Source organism: Streptomyces sp. NBC_01244, assembly GCF_035987325.1.
Taxonomy (GTDB): Bacteria; Actinomycetota; Actinomycetes; order Streptomycetales; family Streptomycetaceae; genus Streptomyces.
On the sequence record NZ_CP108488.1, the window covers coordinates 7858098 to 7875350 of the forward strand.

Annotated in this window: 15 protein-coding genes; 5 read left to right on the forward strand and 10 right to left on the reverse strand. The window is 72.3% G+C overall.

Features of this window, described 5'->3' with window-relative positions; translation table 11 throughout:
- Nucleotides 1-157 precede the first annotated feature (157 nt).
- From OG247_RS34970 to OG247_RS34995, 6 genes are all read right to left on the reverse strand, one after another.
- Entirely contained in the window at nt 158-1420 is a 1263-nt protein-coding gene (locus OG247_RS34970; protein WP_327255968.1) for an NADH:flavin oxidoreductase/NADH oxidase family protein, read from the reverse strand.
- 109 nt (nt 1421-1529) lie between these two features.
- Nucleotides 1530-2741 (reverse strand): FAD-dependent oxidoreductase, encoded by a 1212-nt coding sequence (locus OG247_RS34975; protein ID WP_327255969.1) that lies wholly within the window; start codon nt 2739-2741, stop codon nt 1530-1532.
- 73 nt (nt 2742-2814) lie between these two features.
- Nucleotides 2815-3996, reverse strand: a complete 1182-nt coding sequence (locus tag OG247_RS34980; RefSeq protein WP_327255970.1) for an MAB_1171c family putative transporter — start codon at nt 3994-3996, stop codon at nt 2815-2817.
- A gap of 40 nt (nt 3997-4036) precedes the next feature.
- Nucleotides 4037-5254, reverse strand: coding sequence for an MAB_1171c family putative transporter (locus OG247_RS34985; protein ID WP_327255971.1), 1218 nt, complete (start codon nt 5252-5254; stop codon nt 4037-4039).
- 2 nt (nt 5255-5256) lie between these two features.
- Nucleotides 5257-5925 (reverse strand): toxin-antitoxin system, toxin component, encoded by a 669-nt coding sequence (locus OG247_RS34990; protein ID WP_327255972.1) that lies wholly within the window; start codon nt 5923-5925, stop codon nt 5257-5259.
- 107 nt (nt 5926-6032) lie between these two features.
- Nucleotides 6033-6644 (reverse strand): hypothetical protein, encoded by a 612-nt coding sequence (locus tag OG247_RS34995; protein WP_327255973.1) that lies wholly within the window; start codon nt 6642-6644, stop codon nt 6033-6035.
- 145 nt (nt 6645-6789) lie between these two features.
- Between OG247_RS34995 and OG247_RS35000 the strand changes: the two genes are divergently transcribed.
- Nucleotides 6790-7371 (forward strand): hypothetical protein, encoded by a 582-nt coding sequence (locus OG247_RS35000; protein ID WP_327255974.1) that lies wholly within the window; start codon nt 6790-6792, stop codon nt 7369-7371.
- A gap of 169 nt (nt 7372-7540) precedes the next feature.
- On the opposite strand, the gene OG247_RS35005 is transcribed toward OG247_RS35000, so the two are convergent.
- Entirely contained in the window at nt 7541-8311 is a 771-nt protein-coding gene (locus OG247_RS35005) for a 4'-phosphopantetheinyl transferase family protein (RefSeq protein WP_327255975.1), read from the reverse strand.
- 170 nt (nt 8312-8481) lie between these two features.
- On the reverse strand, nt 8482-8937 hold the full coding sequence (locus tag OG247_RS35010; protein ID WP_327255976.1) for a carboxymuconolactone decarboxylase family protein: 456 nt from the start codon (nt 8935-8937) through the stop codon (nt 8482-8484).
- A 203-nt stretch (nt 8938-9140) separates the two neighbouring features.
- Between OG247_RS35010 and OG247_RS35015 the strand changes: the two genes are divergently transcribed.
- The 4 genes from OG247_RS35015 to OG247_RS35030 all read left to right on the forward strand — a co-directional run bounded on the left by OG247_RS35015 (nt 9141) and on the right by OG247_RS35030 (nt 14578).
- Complete coding sequence (locus OG247_RS35015) at nt 9141-11609, forward strand: tetratricopeptide repeat protein (protein WP_327255977.1); 2469 nt, start codon at nt 9141-9143, stop codon at nt 11607-11609.
- Between the two features lie 98 nt (nt 11610-11707).
- Nucleotides 11708-11920, forward strand: a complete 213-nt coding sequence (locus tag OG247_RS35020; RefSeq protein WP_327255978.1) for a hypothetical protein — start codon at nt 11708-11710, stop codon at nt 11918-11920.
- Between the two features lie 269 nt (nt 11921-12189).
- A complete protein-coding gene (locus tag OG247_RS35025; protein WP_327255979.1) occupies nt 12190-13014 on the forward strand; it encodes an inositol monophosphatase family protein in 825 nt (274 codons plus the stop codon).
- Between the two features lie 142 nt (nt 13015-13156).
- Nucleotides 13157-14578, forward strand: coding sequence for a phytoene desaturase family protein (locus OG247_RS35030; RefSeq protein WP_327255980.1), 1422 nt, complete (start codon nt 13157-13159; stop codon nt 14576-14578).
- A gap of 26 nt (nt 14579-14604) precedes the next feature.
- Here OG247_RS35030 and OG247_RS35035 read toward each other — a convergent pair whose 3' ends face one another.
- On the reverse strand, nt 14605-15768 hold the full coding sequence (locus OG247_RS35035; RefSeq protein ID WP_327255981.1) for an FUSC family protein: 1164 nt from the start codon (nt 15766-15768) through the stop codon (nt 14605-14607).
- Between the two features lie 71 nt (nt 15769-15839).
- On the reverse strand, nt 15840-17006 hold the full coding sequence (locus OG247_RS35040; protein WP_327255982.1) for an inorganic phosphate transporter: 1167 nt from the start codon (nt 17004-17006) through the stop codon (nt 15840-15842).
- Between the last annotated feature and the right edge of the window lie 247 nt (nt 17007-17253).

Genomic DNA, 17253 nt, shown 5'->3' on the forward strand with positions numbered 1-17253 from the left:
GTGGGTCCAGCGTGGACGTGCGCTCACCTCGGACTCGGCCGCACGTCCAAGATTAGGCCGAGGAGGATCCGAATCGCGGCGGGGGTTTCGGAGAAACCCCGGAAGGCGATCGACCGAAGCGGGGGGCGCGGGGAGGCCGTGGCGCTCCCCTGGTTCGTCAGCCGGTGAGCGGCATGGTGGCCTCCGGCGCCGGGTTCTGGGAAAGCCACCGTCCGTAAGTCCGGGTCATTCCCCGGTTCCGCAGGGTGTCGCGGATGAGGGCGACGTACGCGGAGGTCCGGGCGCGAGGCGGCAGGCCGCGGGAGATGCGGCTCATGTGCGCCCGCACGAGGGCCAGTACGCCCGCGCTGGCGATGTCCTTGTCCCGCCAGTTGAGGCGCGGCGCGGCAACCTCGATGTCGTCGCCTTCCTGCCAGCGCGTGGGCAGGTCGGGGTGGAGAGCGAGGGCGGTGGCCAGCCCGACCATGGCGAATCCGCTGGTCAGGACCTTCTCCGCGGAGGAGCGCCGGCCTATGCCGCCGGTCAGCATGAGCGGCATGGGCGCGGATGCGACGAGCCGCTCGGCGATCGCCAGGAAGTAGGCCTCCCGGTCGAGCTTCCTGTCATCGGCCGTCCGGCCCATGGTCGCCGCGCTCTCCATGCTTCCGCCGGAGAGTTCCACCAGGTCCACGCCGAGGTCTCCGAGAGACACGAGTACCTGTTCCACCTCGTCGACGTCGAAGCCGCCGCGCTGGAAGTCGGCAGTGTTGATCTTGATGCTTACGGTGAAGCCCGGGGACACGGCCGCCCGAACGGCTCGCACCACCTCCACGAGCATCCGCGCCCTGTTCTCCAGGCTGCCGCCCCACTGGTCGGTGCGGCGGTTGACGAGGGGGGAGAGGAACTGGCTGAGGAGGTAACCGTGGGCCGCGTGGATCTGGACGCCGTGGAAGCCGGTCTCCTCCGCGAGCCGTGCTGTGGTGGCGAACCGGTCGATCGTGGCCTGGATGTCCGCCCCGGTCATCGCGGTCGGGCGGGCGAACGTGCTCGTGTGCTTCCCGAGGCTGACGCCGATGTCGGACGGCGCCCATGCGACCCCGGGCAGGTCCGACCTGACTTGCCGGCCGGGGTGGTTGATCTGCATCCACACCTGACCGCCCTGCGAACCGGCGGCCGCGGCCCAGCGGCGGAAGGGGGCCAGGTCGGTTTCGGCGTCGAGCACGATCGTTCCCGGAGACGTGAGGGCCCGTCGGTCGATCATCACGTTCCCGGTGATGATCAGTCCGCTTCCGCCGCGGGCCCAACTGCGGTAGAGCTCCTCGATCTCCGGCCCGGGCAGTTGGCCGGGCTGGCGGGCGAGGCTCTCCTCCATGGCGGCCTTGGCTATCCGGTTGGCAATGCGGGCGCCGCTCTGCAGTACGAGAGGTGTGGACAGATGCATAGAAGATTCCCCTCTGGATGTCGTGATGTGACGTCCGGCTGTGGCCCGCGTGTACGGTGCCGTTCTTGGTCCGTGCTCGGTCCCCGGTCCGGGCGGCGTGGTTTCCGGTTCAGCGGGTTCGCGGCTTCAGAACCCGGCCCGCTGCCGCCCGTACGCGTGAGAGGCGTGTGGAGAGGCCCGCGCCGGCGGGCCTGGGCCGGCCCCCGCCCATCAGGTCCGTCCGCGGATCGGCCCACAGGTGCGCGACCTCTTCGGCGATTGCCTGCTGGGCCCGGCGGGACGCCCTCGGGTGGCTGATGCCACGCCCGAGTGCCACGCGCAGGGCTCTGGCGGCGGCCTCGGCCGCCAGCGGTCCGCGCGCGTCCAGGGGGCTGAAGGTCGCCAGGGCGTCCCCCACGACGACGAGGCCGCGGGGCCCGCGGATGCGCTCGTACCGGTGCCAGCGCAGGGCCGCAGCAGGGGTTACGGCCACGTCGCCCGCGGGCTTCGCCCCGGCGATGAGCCGGCCGACGGCGGGGTCCGACAGGGCCAGCGCGGCCCGGGCGAAGGCGTCCGCGTCGGCGATCTGTTCACGATCCGGGGCGGTCTGGGTGACGGCCCACAATCCGGCCTCGATCGGAACGATCACGGCGCTGCGGGCACCGTCCGCGACAGCGGTGAGGGCGAGGTCCGCCTGCCCCTCCGGCGCCCGGTAGAGACGGCTGGCGGAGAACCCGGCCGCGCCGCGCCTGATGACCGGTACGGCGGCAACGCCGAGGTCCTCCAGCCAGTTCGCCGTACACGCCTCGGCGCCGCTCGCGTCGACGACGAGCTGCGCGGTGACCTCCTGCTCCGTCCCGTCACCGAACCGGACGCGCACGCCGAGCACCGCGGATTCGTCGCCGATCAGCCCGACGGCATGGGCGCCGTCCAGGATGGTGGTGTCCCGCTCGCGTGCGGGGTTGGCGACGACGACCTCGCGCAGCACGCCGGTCAGGAGTTCGCGGCTGCACGTCAGCAGTTCTCGGGTCCCCCAGGCTCGCGGGCGCGTCCGGGACAGGTGGTCCCCGGCGGGGAAGGGGAACGTCCGAGCACCGCGGCGCTGCAGCATCGCCCCCGAGCCGTACGCCAGATCGTTCACGTCCCACATCCCGCCGACGTGGAGCACCTCGCCGTGCTGAGCCGGTTCGAAACCCGCTTCCCGTGGGCGGGTGGTGGGTTGGCCGCCCGCGAGCACGAGTACGTCGTAGCCGGCCAGGGCGACCACGGATGCGGCCAGCAGGCCGGCGTACCCCCCGCCGATGATGAGGGCCTCGACGTGCTTCGGGTGTGTGGTGACCATGGTCATCTCTCTGTGAGGGCTCTCGGTGCGGCGGGCGGGCAGGGGCAGGGGCTTTTCGGACTGCTCGGCGCGGTCAGGCACTGTGTTCCGCCAGTGCGCTGGACTGCCGTGTCACTTCGACCCGCGGGGAGCGCAGCATGGCGGCGGACATGTCGACGAGGTCTTCGGAATCCTCGATGGAGCTGACCGTCCATCGACGCTCCGGAGCGAGGGCGGGCACGGCGTACCCCTTGCGGATCACCGCGCGGGCTATGACGCAGGCATCGGCTTCGCCGCGGGCACGCCGGGCCTCGGAGTACTCGGCCAGGGCGAGCGCGTAGATCTCCGCGCCGGTCGAATGGTCAAACCAGGGCGTCAGCCGCAGTACGGCGTCGAAAATGTCCGTCTCGCGCTGCATGAGCCGACGCTTCACGGGCTGCCACCACGGCATCGGCGGCGGACTCGTGGGAGGTATCTCCGGGCGGATCTCCAGCCAGAGGGGCTGCAGCCGGCGAAAGCGGCGAAGAGCCCGCCACCGGGAGCCCACGCCTTGGCCGATGGGCGGGAGCATGAAACCGGCGGAAAAGAGGAAGGCGCTGAAACCGGCCAGGGAGAAGGCGACGTCGGTGCTCAGCGCGTCCCAATCGTGGCCGAGCCAGCGGGCAAAGATCGCCGTGAACTTCAAAAGGTCGTAGCCGAACATGCACACCGCCCCGGCGGTGATCAGGAGCAGCCCGGCCTTCAGGGTGCCGGGGACCTTCCTCGACCAACGCAGGCACAGGAGCACCAGGGTGACGGCCGCGACGCTGTGCGCCGTCAGGTAGAGAAGGATCATCTCGCGGATCCAGGGCGTGCCGCAGTAGTACGTGTCCAGGTCCCGGAGTCGCTCGACCGGTGCGTCGCCCAGCGCGAACAGGGCACATATGGCAACCATCACCGTGGCGTAGGTGGTCAGGCACAGCCGTGTCCGCCGCAGGGTGACGCGCGCATCCTCGTTTCCCCGCCAGTGGATCAGCAACACGATGCTGATGCCGTCGAAGGCGGTCAGGATCGAGTACACGATGGGCGCGGCGATGTTCGGTACGCCGAACATCTCGTTGATGACCGCGAGATTCGGGGGAGCGGCCGTGACGAACAGGAACGCGGCAACGAAGAGGGTCGCGGTGACGGCCCTCAGGAGCGGGTCCCGGGGGTTCTTCCGCAGAGCCCAGAGTTTGATGGCGGTGGCGACGAGGAAGCCGGCGGCCACGGACAGGTACGCCGTTCCCGCGTTCACCGGCGACTCCCTCGAGGCGGGTGGGGGAGAGCAAGCATGATCAATTGCCCTCTGAGCGGGCCGCGCCGCCGACGGGCACGTCGGAGCGGCGGATCTTGGAGAACTGGATGCTCAGTCGGGCGAGACCATTCGTTCCCGACACGCGCGTGTCGATGGTGGCGCCCGTCTCGGCAGCGATGGCCGGCAGTCCGGACGACGGCCCCCCGGCGGCCTCCGCGGCCTCGGCGGCGGCCAAGGCCGCGTGGATCGTGGCCGCTTCGGCGAAGATGAGAGCCGCCTCCGGCTCGCAGCCCTGCGAGGAGGCGTACCGCTCGGCCGCCTCGCGGTGGCTGCTGTCCAGATGGGGCGACAGATTCAGCAGGCGATCGGAAATGTCGGTGGACCTGGCCATCGCCCGGATCTCCGGTGACGAAGTAAGCCGGATCCAGGTGGGCTTCCCGGGTCCGGCGAAGGGCTCGAGCGCACGCCAGAGGGGCTCCATCGCCCGGTAGGCCCGCCAGGACCCCCACATCGACCCCAGCCGTGGCCCGACGACCGGCACCAGGAAGCCGATCGTCGTCATGCCGGCGCCCAGTCCTGCCAGGGGAGGGGCGACTTCGGTGCTGAGCGCGTCCCATCCGTCCGTACCGGCCCACCGGGCGCCGACAGCCAGGAATTTGAGCAGGGCGAACGACAAGCCGATGCCGAAGGCGGCCACGAGTATGAGCAGGCCCCAGTGGGTCCACGCGGCCTGGAGATCTCGAAGCTCACGGGCCCACCGCCAGCATTTCGTCGCCACCACGAGACTCGTGGCGATGTGCGCGGTCAGATAGAGCACGATCATCTCCCGCACGTACGGGGTGTTCGCGTAGAAGGTGTCGAAGTCGCGCTGCTGCTCGATGGGCACGCTGCTGAGAGAGAAGAGGACACAGAACGTCGCGATCAGTGCGGCGGTCGCCGCGATCCATATCCTGGTGTGCTTCCGGAGGATCTCCTCGGGCCCCCCGCGCCAGTGGATGAGGAGCACGATCGAGCCGCACGACAGGCACGACAGGATGCAGTAGACGATGAGCGCCGAGACGTTCGGGACGCCGGTGAACCGGTTGACCCGCTCGATGGTCGGCGGGGCACCGAACACGAACCCTGCCGCCGAGGCCGCGAGGATCACGAAAATCGAATTCGACATCGGCGAGTGCCAGCTGCGCCAGAACGAGGGAGCCTTCACCACCAAAGCGATCGCCAGGACGCCGGCGGGAATGAAATAGTCCGATCCGGTCATGCTCAGTAGCCTCTACCCATGCTGGACTGTATCCGGCCTGCCAAACCGGTTGTCGGTACGGCGCCCGCCTCTTGCAGACACTCCCGCAGCCGGGCTCCCATCTGTAGCCCGAACTCCTCCGCGTCGCTTTCCTCTTGGGTGTCGACGTGGCTCCTCGCGGCCAGGGCGAGGAGGTCGTCGCCCACCAGTTCACCACCGAGTGACCTGGCGGCTGCCGCGGCAACGTCGCTGTGGGCCCCGTGCGACAGGCACTGTCCCATCAAGGCGTGCCACATCTCGTGTGCGAAGATCACGAACTGGTGCAGCGTGGTCGTCTGGCTTTCCACGACGATGACGATCCGGTCGTCGAATGTCGCCGTGAGGCCACTGGCCGTCTCCTCGGGGAACTCACGGAAATACAGGAGGACCGGACGGAACGGGAGCGCCGCGCGGTCCTCGTTCAAGCGCCGCTCGACGTCGGCCCTCAGTACCGCGAACAGGCTGTCCGGATCCGAGGGAATCGGCCTGTCGAGACCCGCGAGCACCGCGTCGCAGAACTTCGCGACCTTCCGCGCGGTGGATCGCCGTGCCAGGTGGGCTCTTGGCACGGTGAGCAGGCTCTCGTGGGATGGCGGCCTGCCGAGAGTCGCGAGCACCCCCTTGCGAAAGCCCGCCATCTTCCCCTCGTTCATCCGAATGCCCCCACTGTGAGTTCCCCTCCGATGGGCGGTGAAGCCGCGGCCCGCCCTGCTGCTGCCGGTGACTGAAGGTCAGGTCAGTCGCTGCGTCCGGACCGACCCTAGGGTCCGGAGCCTTCCCGTGTGATCGCGTCCATGAAGGCCATCAGAGCCATCTCCAGACTCGGGGACAGCTCCTTGTCGCCGAGACGGAGCTGGACCTGCATGGCGTGACGATTCCTCACAGCCTCGGAAGGATTCCTGAGGAACGCCGAGAGGTGCGGGATGACCTTGCTGTCCAGCACCCGTTTCACGGCCTCCGGTGGCGTCTGGGTGAAGTACTCCATGGGGACGTCGAAGAACTTGGCGAGGCCGGCGCCGTGCCAGATGTTGGGCGTGCTGTGGTTCAGCAACTTGCCGTGCCACTGCGGGGTCATCCCACTGCCGGCAGCGATCTCGGCGGTCGTGTACTGACGTCGGCAACCGGTGTGCTTGTCCACGGTCAGCCGGGTTTCCCTGAGGAACACGATGCGGCGGGCCAGCTCGGCCGCGGCGCTTCCCGGCGCCTCGAGGAGCTCGCCGTCGAGCAGTCGCCGGATGTCGGCCTCGGGAAGGGAGCTGTGGAAGGAGAGGTCTCGCAGGTTGAAAACCGACGCCCGGTCGAGTCCCGCCTCCGACCGGAGCGCCTCGACCTCTCTCACGGTCCTGGCGAGGTGCTCGTACCCCTCGCTCACGGACCCTCCTGGCAGGTTGGAAGGGGAACCTGTGGTGGAGATGAGCCCCCGGCCCCCGGCCGTCACTAGATCACGGAACGGTCAGATCCGCAATGAAATGATCGTTTCACGGGAAGGCCAACAGGCACAGCCGTGAGGATGCGGGGTGGGTCTTCCCCCTGAACATCTCGGCCACCCAGCGCACGAGTTCGGCGTTCCCGTCCTGGGCCAGGCTGACGGATTCGTTTCGCAGTCCGCCCCGGCGGCGGCGGGCAGCCTCGCGCAAGAGCTGCGGCAGCGCGCGCCGGGAATCTCCGTGCTCGCGATCGACGGCAACAGCGAGTTCCCCGTCTGGGTGAAGGAGCGCACGGTGTCCGTGCGCTACGTGGACACCGACTGGTCCTCCCCCTTGATGAAGGACCGGTACCGGCTGCTCAGCAGCGACCCGGCGAAGCCGGACACCCGCCGCGAAGTCGGCGACGCCCTCCTCTCCGACCCTGTCGACGTGGCCACTCTCACCCGCGCCTCCGCCTACGTCACCACCGCGACCGCACGTGCCCTCGGCGCGACGACCGTGGACTACTCGGTCATCACCTCTCCCTCCAAGGCCATGCCCGACCTGGAGGAACGTCTCGTCAAAGCCCTCGAACCGGTCGACCTCGTCATGGCGGACGTCCGCATCGAGACCGGTCCCGAACTCACGCCGCCCTCGCGGCAGTTCTCGGCGTCGCCGTCGGCTGGGGCCTGACCGCCGCACGAACCTGGCCCGCCGACCCTCGTCATGGACTGGACGGCCATCTCAGCCCTCCTCGCCCTGACGCTCATCCTGGGCGCGGCCCACGCCGCACTCGCCGCGCCACGGCGCCTCGGCAACACCCTCAACCGCACCGAGGCCTGACCGCGACGACCGGCCGGTTTCAGGACGAGGTCCGGACCGTGGCGTCCGCCGCCGGTTCGGGCGTATCCGTTACGGCCACGGCGGCGCTGAAGCCCGGGGGAACGGCCACGTTCCTCAGGGACCAGCCCGGCAGACCGCTCGCCGGGGTGTCGGCGGTGCCCACGTAGTCGAGGGCGAGGCCCCGGGAGAGTCCGATGCCCAGGCCCTTGAGGTACGCCTCCTTGCGCACCCAGACACGGGAGAAGGCCGCAGGGCGTTCCTCCGGGTCCAGGGCTTCCAGCTCCGCGGCCTCCCGCGGGTGCAGCTGCCCGGCGAGCTCGTGCACGGCCGTCGCCGGGGGCAGCGTCTCCACGTCGGCTCCCACCGGCACCGGGCCCAGCGCGATCAGCGCGAGCCGGTCGCTGTGCGACAGGGAGAAGTGGACGGGCCCGTCCTCGGTCACCGGCCGTCCGTGGGGGCCGCCGCAGGAGGAGCAGGGTGCGCGGGTGATCCGTACCCGGCCCGGGGCGAGGTCCAGCCGGGACCCGAGCAGCACCCGCAGCGCCACGTGGGCGGCGACGTAGCGGCGCCGGTCCTGCTCGCGGGCGAAGGCGGCCGCCCGCCGGTGCTCGGCCGGGTCCAGGACCTCCGGGGCCAGCCGGGCCGCCGCGCCGTGCTGCTCGTCGGTGTCGACCAGCCACACGGCCGTGGACATGGCCGTAGACACGTCCGGCGACGCGGCCGACGGCGGCCGTGCGGCGGGCGCGGGCGGGGTCTGCGAACCGATCGTGAGGACATGGGGCTTGAGCACGATCGATCGTTCTCCTCGGTCCGGCGCCGGCCGTCGGCAGGGCTGGACACCAGTGTGCCGCGCTTCTCACGAGCTTGGCGATCTTCGCCTCATCCCGGAGCTCCGGAGCTCCGGGATGAGGCGCGCGGCCGACGCGGCTTCCGCCTCGGCCGCCCGGTCGGCGCCCGTCATCATCCCCACGCGCCGGCGATCTGGCGGGTCGTGGCGTTGAGCCGGTTGAACATGTTGGTGACACCGATCATCAGGACGATCGCGGCCAGCTGCTTCTCGTCGAAGTAGGTGGCGGCCGTGTCCCAGACCTCGTCGCTCACCGCGTCGGGACGGTCGGCGAGCCGGGTCGCGGCCTCGGCGAGCAGCAGGGCGGCCCGCTGCTCCTCGGTGAAGTACGGGGTCTCGCGCCAGGCGGCGAGCGTGGCCAGCCGCTCCTCGCTCACGCCGGCCTTGCGGGCCGACTTGGCGCCGCCGTCCACACAGGAGCTGCAGCTGTTGATCTGGCTCACCCGCAGGTGCACCAGCTCCAGGATCTGCTGGTCCACGCCACCGGAGTGCACGGACTTGAAGATGTCCTGGATGGGCTGCATCGCGCCGGACAGGACGACGGCGGGGTTCTGCATGCGGGACTGCATCTCGGTGTGCTCCTCTTCTGGTTTCCGGGCTCCCGGTCTTCCGGGTTTCCGGTGCCCCCCTCGGGGTGTGACTCCATAACAGCCGCAGCGGCCCGCCGAGGCGATGCCGGTGGGACACCCTGGGACAGGCGGAACATCCTTGACCAGCCGATATGCGGCCCGGGATGATTCGGGCACGGCGGGACAGGGAGTACGGGGGAACCGTGGACACGGAACGGCGGACGGCGAAGGCCGACCCGCAGGACGAGCTGGCCGCTCGGCTGCGGCTGCTCCAGGAGCTGTCAGGGCTCGGGGTACGGGCCCTCGCGAGGGATGCGGGACTGAGCTCCTCCTCGCTCTCGCGCTACCTCAGCGGCCAGACCGTGCCGCCCTGGACCGCGGTGGTCGCCCTCTGCCGACTGGCCAAACGCGATCCGCGCCCGCTGCGGCCCCTCTGGGAACTCGGGTCCGCCAACCCGCTGCCGGCGCCGCCGAAGGCGGGCCGCCAGGTCCAGCCGAAGCCCCGTAACGACCTGCCGCGCGACGTACCCGACTTCACCGGACGCGAGGACGAACTCGCCTCCGTGCTCGCCGCGGTGGACAGTCACCGGGGTGTCGCCGTCGACGGCATGGCGGGCGTCGGCAAGACCTGCCTGGCGGTGCACGCCGCGCACCGGCTCGCCGCCGACTACCCGGACGCCCAGCTCTACGTGGACCTGCACGGATTCACCGAGGGCCGCGACCCCCTCGATCCCGACTCGGCGCTGCGGATGCTGCTCGGGGCGCTCGGCGTGCCGTCCGAGAGGGTCCCGCAGGAGGGCCTCGAACAGCTGGCGGCCTGCTGGCGCGCGGAACTGGCGGACCGGCGGGCCGTCGTGGTCGTCGACAACGCGGCCGACGCGGACCAGGTCCGGCCGCTGCTGCCCGGCGCCGGCGACTCGGTCGTCCTGATCACGAGCCGCAACCGGCTGCTGGGCCTGGACGAGGTGCCCCCGGTGTCGCTGGACGTGCTCAGCCCGCGGGAGAGCGCGGAACTGCTGACCCGGGCCAGCGGAGACTCCGGCGGCCCCGAAGACCGGCTGGCCCGTGAACCGGATGCCGCCGCCGAGGTGCTGCGGCTCTGCGGCCACCTGCCGCTGGCCCTGCGGCTGGCCGCGGCCCGGCTGCGACACCGGCCCGGCTGGACGGTGGGCATCCTCGTGGAGCGGCTGGCGGAGGGGGCGAGCGAGTTCGACACCGCGTTCGCCATGTCCGTACGGCAACTGGACCGGGCCCAGGCCCGGTTGTTCCGGATGCTGGGGCTGCTGCCCGGCGGCTCCTTCGACGCGTACGCGGCCGCGGCCCTGGCGGACGTACCGCTGCACGGCGCCCGGGAGATGCTGGAGGACCTGGTCGACGCGCACCTGGTCCAGCAGCCGACGGCGGGCCGCTACCGGCTGCACGACCTGGTGCACCAGCACGCGCGCGGCGCGTGCGCGCAGCAGGACTCCCAGGCCGACCGGGAGCGCGCGATGGGCCGCTTCCTCGACTACTTCGTGCACGCGGCGGCCGCCGCCGACGCCGCGATGCCGGTGCTCTCGCCGGGACGGCCGCCCACCGCGGGCCGCCCCCCGGCCGCCCTGCCGCGGTTCGCCGACAAGAACGCGGCCTGCTCCTGGCTCGTCTCGGAGTACGAGACGATGATCGCCGTCTTCGAGACGGCGGTAGCCGTCGGGGCGGACGCGCACGTGTGCGAGCTGCCGCGCTTCCTGCGCGCGTACTTCGCCCGGCGCTGCGGTACGACCCACCTCAATCACCTCTTCGAGCGCTCGCTGGCCGCCGCCGAACGCCTGGGCGATCCGCTGCGGCTGGCCGAGGCCTACAGCGACCTGGGCTTCGCGCGCTACAACGCGGGCCGGATGGCCGAGGCCGCAGCCGCGTACGAGGAGGCCGGGCTCCGGGTGGCGCAGACGGGGGACGCCCGCTCGGAAGCCGAACTGACCCTGCGGCGCGGCTACTTGATCTGGGACCGGGGGGACCGGGACGGCGCCGGGGAGCCGCTCGAGCTCTTCCGGCTGGCCGGGAAGCTGTACGGGGAAGCCGGCCTCCCGGCGGGGGCGGCCCACGCGGCGGCCTCGGAAGCCTGGGCGCTGCTCCAGCTGGGAGAGCGCGAGGAGGCGGCGCGGCGGGCCCGGGAGGTCCTGGACCTCTCCCACCCGGACCCCGCGTGGCCGCCCACCCTGACGGCCCGCATCACCCTGGGCGTGGCCATCGCGGAGGAGTCGCCCGAGGAGGCGTCGGAACATCTGCACCGGGCGCTGGCACTGGCCCGCGAGGACGGGCACGTGAACAACGAGGCGTGGTCCCTCAACTGCCTGGGCGTCGCGCTGCGCCGGATGGGCCGGTACGAGGAGGCCCTGGCCAGCCACCGGGAGGCGTTCGCGCTGCTGGACGAGCTGTTCGAGGAACACTGGAAGGTCCGGTTCCTGGGCGGCTACGCCGAGACCTGCCGGCTCGCGGGACTCCCCGAGGAGGCCCTGCGCCTGCACCGGCAGACGCTGGAGCTGGCACCCGGGCTCGGCTACCGGCACGAGGAGGCGCTGGCCCACGAGGGCATCGCGGCCCTGCTCGACGACACGGACCCGGCCGCGGCCGGCGGGCACCGCGCGGCGGGGCGCTCGCTCCGGGAGGAGCTCTCCGCCGGAGCGGGCTGAGCGGATCGTCCCGATGCTGTTGCAGGACTCCGGGCGGGCCTGACAGCCTGTTTCCGAGCCGGCCCGACCAGGGGCCGGCCGGACCCGGGGGGACCAGTATGAACACCAGAGCCGCCGCGATAACCGCCACCGCCGCCTTCGCCCTGGCCGTGCTCGGCGCGGGCCCGGCCTTCGCGGACAACCACATCAGCGTCGCACCGCAGGGCCAGGACGGCGCCTTCGAGCACCTGAACCCGCAGCACATGACGGACGGGGCGTACGAGCACCTCTCCCCGCAGACCCTCGTCGTCGGAGGCCTCGCCACCAACTAGCCCGGGCGGGGCCACGGGGCCTGCGGCCCCCAGCCGTTGAGGCAGGCGACCGCAGACCCCGCAGCCGGGCGGGTTCCGGTGCTCACCGACCGCTGCCGGCCGGTGCCTCGCCGTAACCCGCCGTGCCTCCCCGTGCCTCCCCGTGCCTCCCCGTGCCTCCCCGTGCCGCCGCCCGCCCGGCGGCGCGTTCACCCGCGGTCCATCCGGGGTCCGGCCGCCCGCCCGGTCCGGCGGTGGGGATTGTCAGCCGGGCGTGCTTTGCTGGAGGCATGATCGATGAATTCCTCGCCCGGAACCTGTCCGACGTCGACGAAGCCGTTCGCAAGGCGGCGGCGATCGAGATCATGCCGAGATTCCGCCAGCTCGCCGACCACGAGGTGGACCAGAAGAGCGGCCCGCACGACCTGGTGACCGACGCCGACCGCAAGGCCGAGGAATACCTCACGGCCGCCCTGACCCGGCTGCTGCCGGGCTCGGCGGTGGTGGGCGAGGAAGCGGTGCACGCCGACCCCGGGGTGTACGGGGCGCTGCGCGCCGACGCCCCGGTGTGGATCGTGGACCCCGTCGACGGGACCCGGCAGTTCGTGCACGGGGACGCGGCGTTCTGCACGCTGGTCGCGCTCGCGCACCGCGGGGAGCTCCTCGCCTCCTGGACCTTCGCCCCGGCGCTGGAGGAGATGGCCACCGCCGTGCGCGGACAGGGTGCGTACGTCAACGGCGAGCGGATCCTGAGCGGTTCGCCCGAGCCCGGCGCCGAGCTGCGGGTCGCGACCGCTCACCCGCTCTACACCACCGAGGAGGAGCGCCGGATCCTGGCGCGCCTCGACGTCCCCGGTGTGGCCTCCCGCGCGTGCGGGTCGGCGGGCCTGGAGTACCTGAAGGTGGCCCGGGGAGAGATGGACGGCCTGGCCTTCAACTGGCCCTCGGCCTGGGACCACGCGGCCGGGCTGCTCCTGGTCGCCGAGGCGGGCGGATCCCAGAGCACCGTCGACGGGGTCCCCTTCCGAGTGGACCGGGACAACGCGCTGCCGTTCGCGGTCGGCCGCGACGAGGCCACGGCCGTACGGATCCGGGAGCTGCTGCGGGGCGCGTGACCCGGCGGCGCAGCCGCGGCGAGCCGACGGCCGCCCCCGCCGCTGAGCCCAGGGCGAACGGAGTCGGCGCGGATCGCGGAGCCCGCTATGGACAGGCGCAATACCCTGGGGGCGGTGGCGCCGCCGGACGAAGGAGTCGCAAGTGCCGTCGATCCTCGATGCGGTCGTGGTGGGGGCCGGGCCCAACGGGCTGACGGCCGCCGTTGAACTGGCCCGGCGCGGCTACTCGGTGGCCGTTTTCGAAGCCGCGGACACCGTCGGCGGCGGGGCCCGGACCGAGGAGCTCACCCTCCCCGGCTTCCGGCACGACCCCTGCTCGGCGGTACACCCGCTCGGCGCCGGTTCCCCCGTCTTCTCCACCATGCCCCTGAAGCGGTACGGGCTGGAGTGGCTGCACGCCCCGCTGCCCATGGCGCACCCCTTCGACGACGGCACGGCGGCCGTGCTCTCCCGCTCCGTCGCGGAGACGGCCGCGTCCTTCGGGGCGCGCGACGCGGGCACGTACCGGCGGCTGGTCGAGCCGTTCCTCGGCAAGTGGGACACCCTCGCCCGGGACTTCATGTCGCTGCCGAACACCGCACTGCCCCGTGACCCGCTCACCCTCGCCCGCTTCGGACTGGCAGGGCTGCCGCCCTCCACCTGGCTGCTGAGCCGCTTCCGCGACGACCGCGCCCGCGCTCTGTTCGCGGGGCTCGTCGCGCACGTCATCGCCCCGCTCGGCGGGATCGGGACCAGCGCCGTCGGCCTGGTCTTCGCCCTCGCCGCGCACGCGAACGGCTGGCCCGTGCCGCGCGGCGGCTCGCAGTCGATCTCCGACGCCCTCGCCGGATACCTGCGCGACCTCGGCGGGGCCGTGCACACCGGTTTCGAGGTCAAGCGGCTCGACGACCTGCCGCCGGCCCGGGCGTACGTCTTCGACACCTCCCCGACCGCGCTGGCGCGCATCGCCCGCCTGGGCCGGGTCTACGACGGCTACCGCTACGGCGCCTCCGTGTTCAAGCTGGACTACGCCCTGGACGGCCCCGTCCCCTGGACGGCGGAGGAGCCGCGCCGGGCCGGCACCGTGCAGATCGGTCCGCGCACCCGCGACATCGACGCGGCCCTGCAACTGGCCTCCGGCGGGCGGGTCCCGCGCACCCCCTTCCTCATCGCCGCCCAGCCCAGCCTGGTCGACCCGGGCCGGGCCCCCGAGGGCAAGCACACCTTCTGGGTGTACGGGCACGTCCCGGCGGGCTGGGACGGCGACCTCACCGAAGCCGTCGAGCGCCAACTGGAGCGCTTCGCCCCCGGGTTCCGCGACCTGGTGCTCGCCCGCGCCACGGCGGGCCCGCCGCAGCTCGCCGCCCGCAACCCCAACTACGTCGGCGGCGACATCGCCTGCGGTGCCGCCTCCGGGCTCCAGCTCCTGCTGCGCCCCAAGCTCACGCTGTCCCCGTACAACACGCCCCACCCGGCCGTGTTCCTGTGCTCCTCGGCCACCCCGCCCGGCCCCGGCGTGCACGGCATGTCGGGCCACAACGCGGCCAAGGCCGTCTGGCGCCACCTGCGCGGGAAGGGCGCCTAGGGCGCGCTCCGCACCCGCCCCGGCGGCTACCCGAAGGCGCCCTGGTGGGGGCCGACCGAGGGGTCGAGTTCGTGGAGCATCTTCCGGGCGTCCTCCAGGATCCCGGCGGTGCACAGGACCCGCCAGTCCGCGTAGCCGGGGGACTGCGCCAGCGCGGTCCGCAGGAAGCAGGTCTCGGCCTCGCCGAGCAGCTCCGACAGCCGGGCCCGCACCCCGGGCGAGGGGGCTTCCTCCCGCACGTGTACGCCGGCCAGGTCGCCCAGCATCGCGGCGAGCGCGGCCAGTACGCCGTCCAGCCCGGCCGGGGCGTCCGCCTGCCGGGGCAGCAGGTGCTCGTCGTGCTGCGCCCAGTGCAGGGCCGGCGGGCGGCCTTCGCGGAAGGTCAGGTTGTACAGGCCGCGGGTGATGCCCCGGACCTGGTGGCCGACGTGGTCGAGGCACTGGGTGGCTTCGGCGAGCCGGTCCAGGCGGGGCCGTGCGAGCCGGCCGCGCGGCCGCCAGCGGATCGCGTCCTCCGCCTCGCGGACGGCCTGGCGTACCGTGTCGAGCTCCTTGGACAGGGAGCGGGCCCGCCGGACCCAGTCCCCGGTGCGCGCGGCCCAGTCGTCCTCGGCCAGGCCCCGGCCGATCTCGGCGAGCAGGGCGGCCATCTGCCGGTTCAGGCGGGCCAGTTCCTCGCCGGCGCGGCGGGTGAAGCCGGGGGCGGGCAGGGCGAGGCCGACGCACGTGCCCACGAGCACGCCGACGACGTTGTCCTCCAGCCGGGCGGCCCCGTACCCGAAGGTGGTGGCGGCGCCCATCACGAGCACGGCGGTGAGCGCGATCTGGTGCATCTGCGAGCCGAGGTTCATCACGCGTCCCGCGTACATGCCGACCAGGACCACGAGGACGACGCTCACCGTGTTCGTGCCCATCGACGCGGTGGCCGCCACGCCGAGCAGGAAGCCGAACAGGATGCCGGCCGCCCGCTGCAGGCTCTTGCGCGCCGTGGCGAAGGGCGTGGTCTGCGTGGCGAGGATGGCGCCGACGGGGGCGAGCGAGGCCGACTCGGAGTGCAGCAGCACGGAGGCGATCCACCAGGCGAGTCCCGACGAGACCGCGGCGCGCAGGACCATGCTTCCGTCGCCGAAGCCGGCGGTCATCCGGGACCGCAGGCCCGCTGCTGCCACCGTGGTGCCGGGTACCTTCATCTTCGGGACCTTTCGCGACCTTTTGGGGCCTTACGTCTTCGGGGCCTTGGGTCACATCATGCGTGGTCGGCTCAGGCGGTGGCCGTCTCCGGCGCGACGCTCCGCGCGGTGACGGCCGTACGGCGGGACCGGGCCCAGAAGGCGAGGGTCGCGCACAACAGCAGGGCCGCCGTGGCGTCCTGGCCCCAGGCGCCCTGCTCCGTGAGCAGGACGGCCAGGGCGGCGACGATCCCCGCGGCGGGCAGTGTGAGCACCCACGACACGAGCATGGCCCGCACGGTCGTGCGGCTCAGCACCCCGCCGGGGGTGGCCAGCCCCGCCCCGCCGACGCTGCCGGTGACGGCGTGCGTGGTGGACACCGCGAAGCCCAGGTGCGAGGTGGCCAGCAGCACGGCCGCCGCGCTCGTCTGGGCCACGCAGCCCTGCCGCGGGCCGAGCCGGGTCAGGCCCGTGCCGAGCGTGCGGATGATGCGCCAGCCGCCCGTGTAGGTGCCCAGGGCCATCGTGAGCCCCGCGGCCACGATGACCCACAGTGGGGGAGCGGACCCGGCGGGCAGGGAGCCCGCCGTGACCAGCGTCAGCGTGATCACGCCCATGGTCTTCTGCCCGTCGCCGGTGCCGTGCGCCACGGAGACGAGCGCGGCCGCGAGCACCTGCCCGGCGCGCGCCCCGCGCCCGGCCCCGCGCTCCGCCCCGTGCCCCGCCCCCCGCCCCGCCCCGCGCTCCGCCGCGTCCCCGCCGCCTTCCGGTCCGCGCAGCCGGCCCGCCGCCCGCGTGGCCGCGTACGCCACGAGTCCGCCGATCAGCGGAGACAGCGCGGCCGGGACGAGGATCTTGCCGACCACGGCCGACCCGTTGACACCCTGGAGGCCCACCGAGGCGACGGTGGCACCGATCAGCCCGCCCACGAGGGCGTGCGAGGAACTGCTGGGAATTCCGAGCAGCCAGGTCGCCAGATTCCACAGGACCGCCCCCGCCAGGGCCGCGAGGATGACCGGCGGGCGTATTCCGGCGTGTTCGTCGATGATGCCCCCGGAGATCGTCTTGGCGACCGCCACCGAAACGAACGCGCCGGCGAGATTGCACACCGCGGACATGGCCACGGCGACCTTGGGCCGCAATGCGCCGGTGGCGATGGCCGTGGCCACCGCGTTCGCCGTGTCGTGGAACCCGTTGGTGAAGTCGAAGAGCAGGGCCACGGCGATGGTGATCGCGATGACCGTCGTGGAGGAGTCCATCAGTGCCTATCTCTCCGGGTCTCTGCGAATGGAGTGGACGTCAGAACCATAGGCGCGCCGAACCGGTCACTTCGGCTTCCCCGGTGAACGGAAAGCGAATAAGGTGGCGCTAAGTATAGGGAGATGAAAGGGTCGGGAAAATCCGTAAAGAAATCCCCGCCGGATTCCCGGCAAGGCCCTGGCGGAAGCGGTGTTCCGGCCTTATGGCCTCCGCGGTCCGGGCCTTTCTCCCTTTTCTTCCCAAACT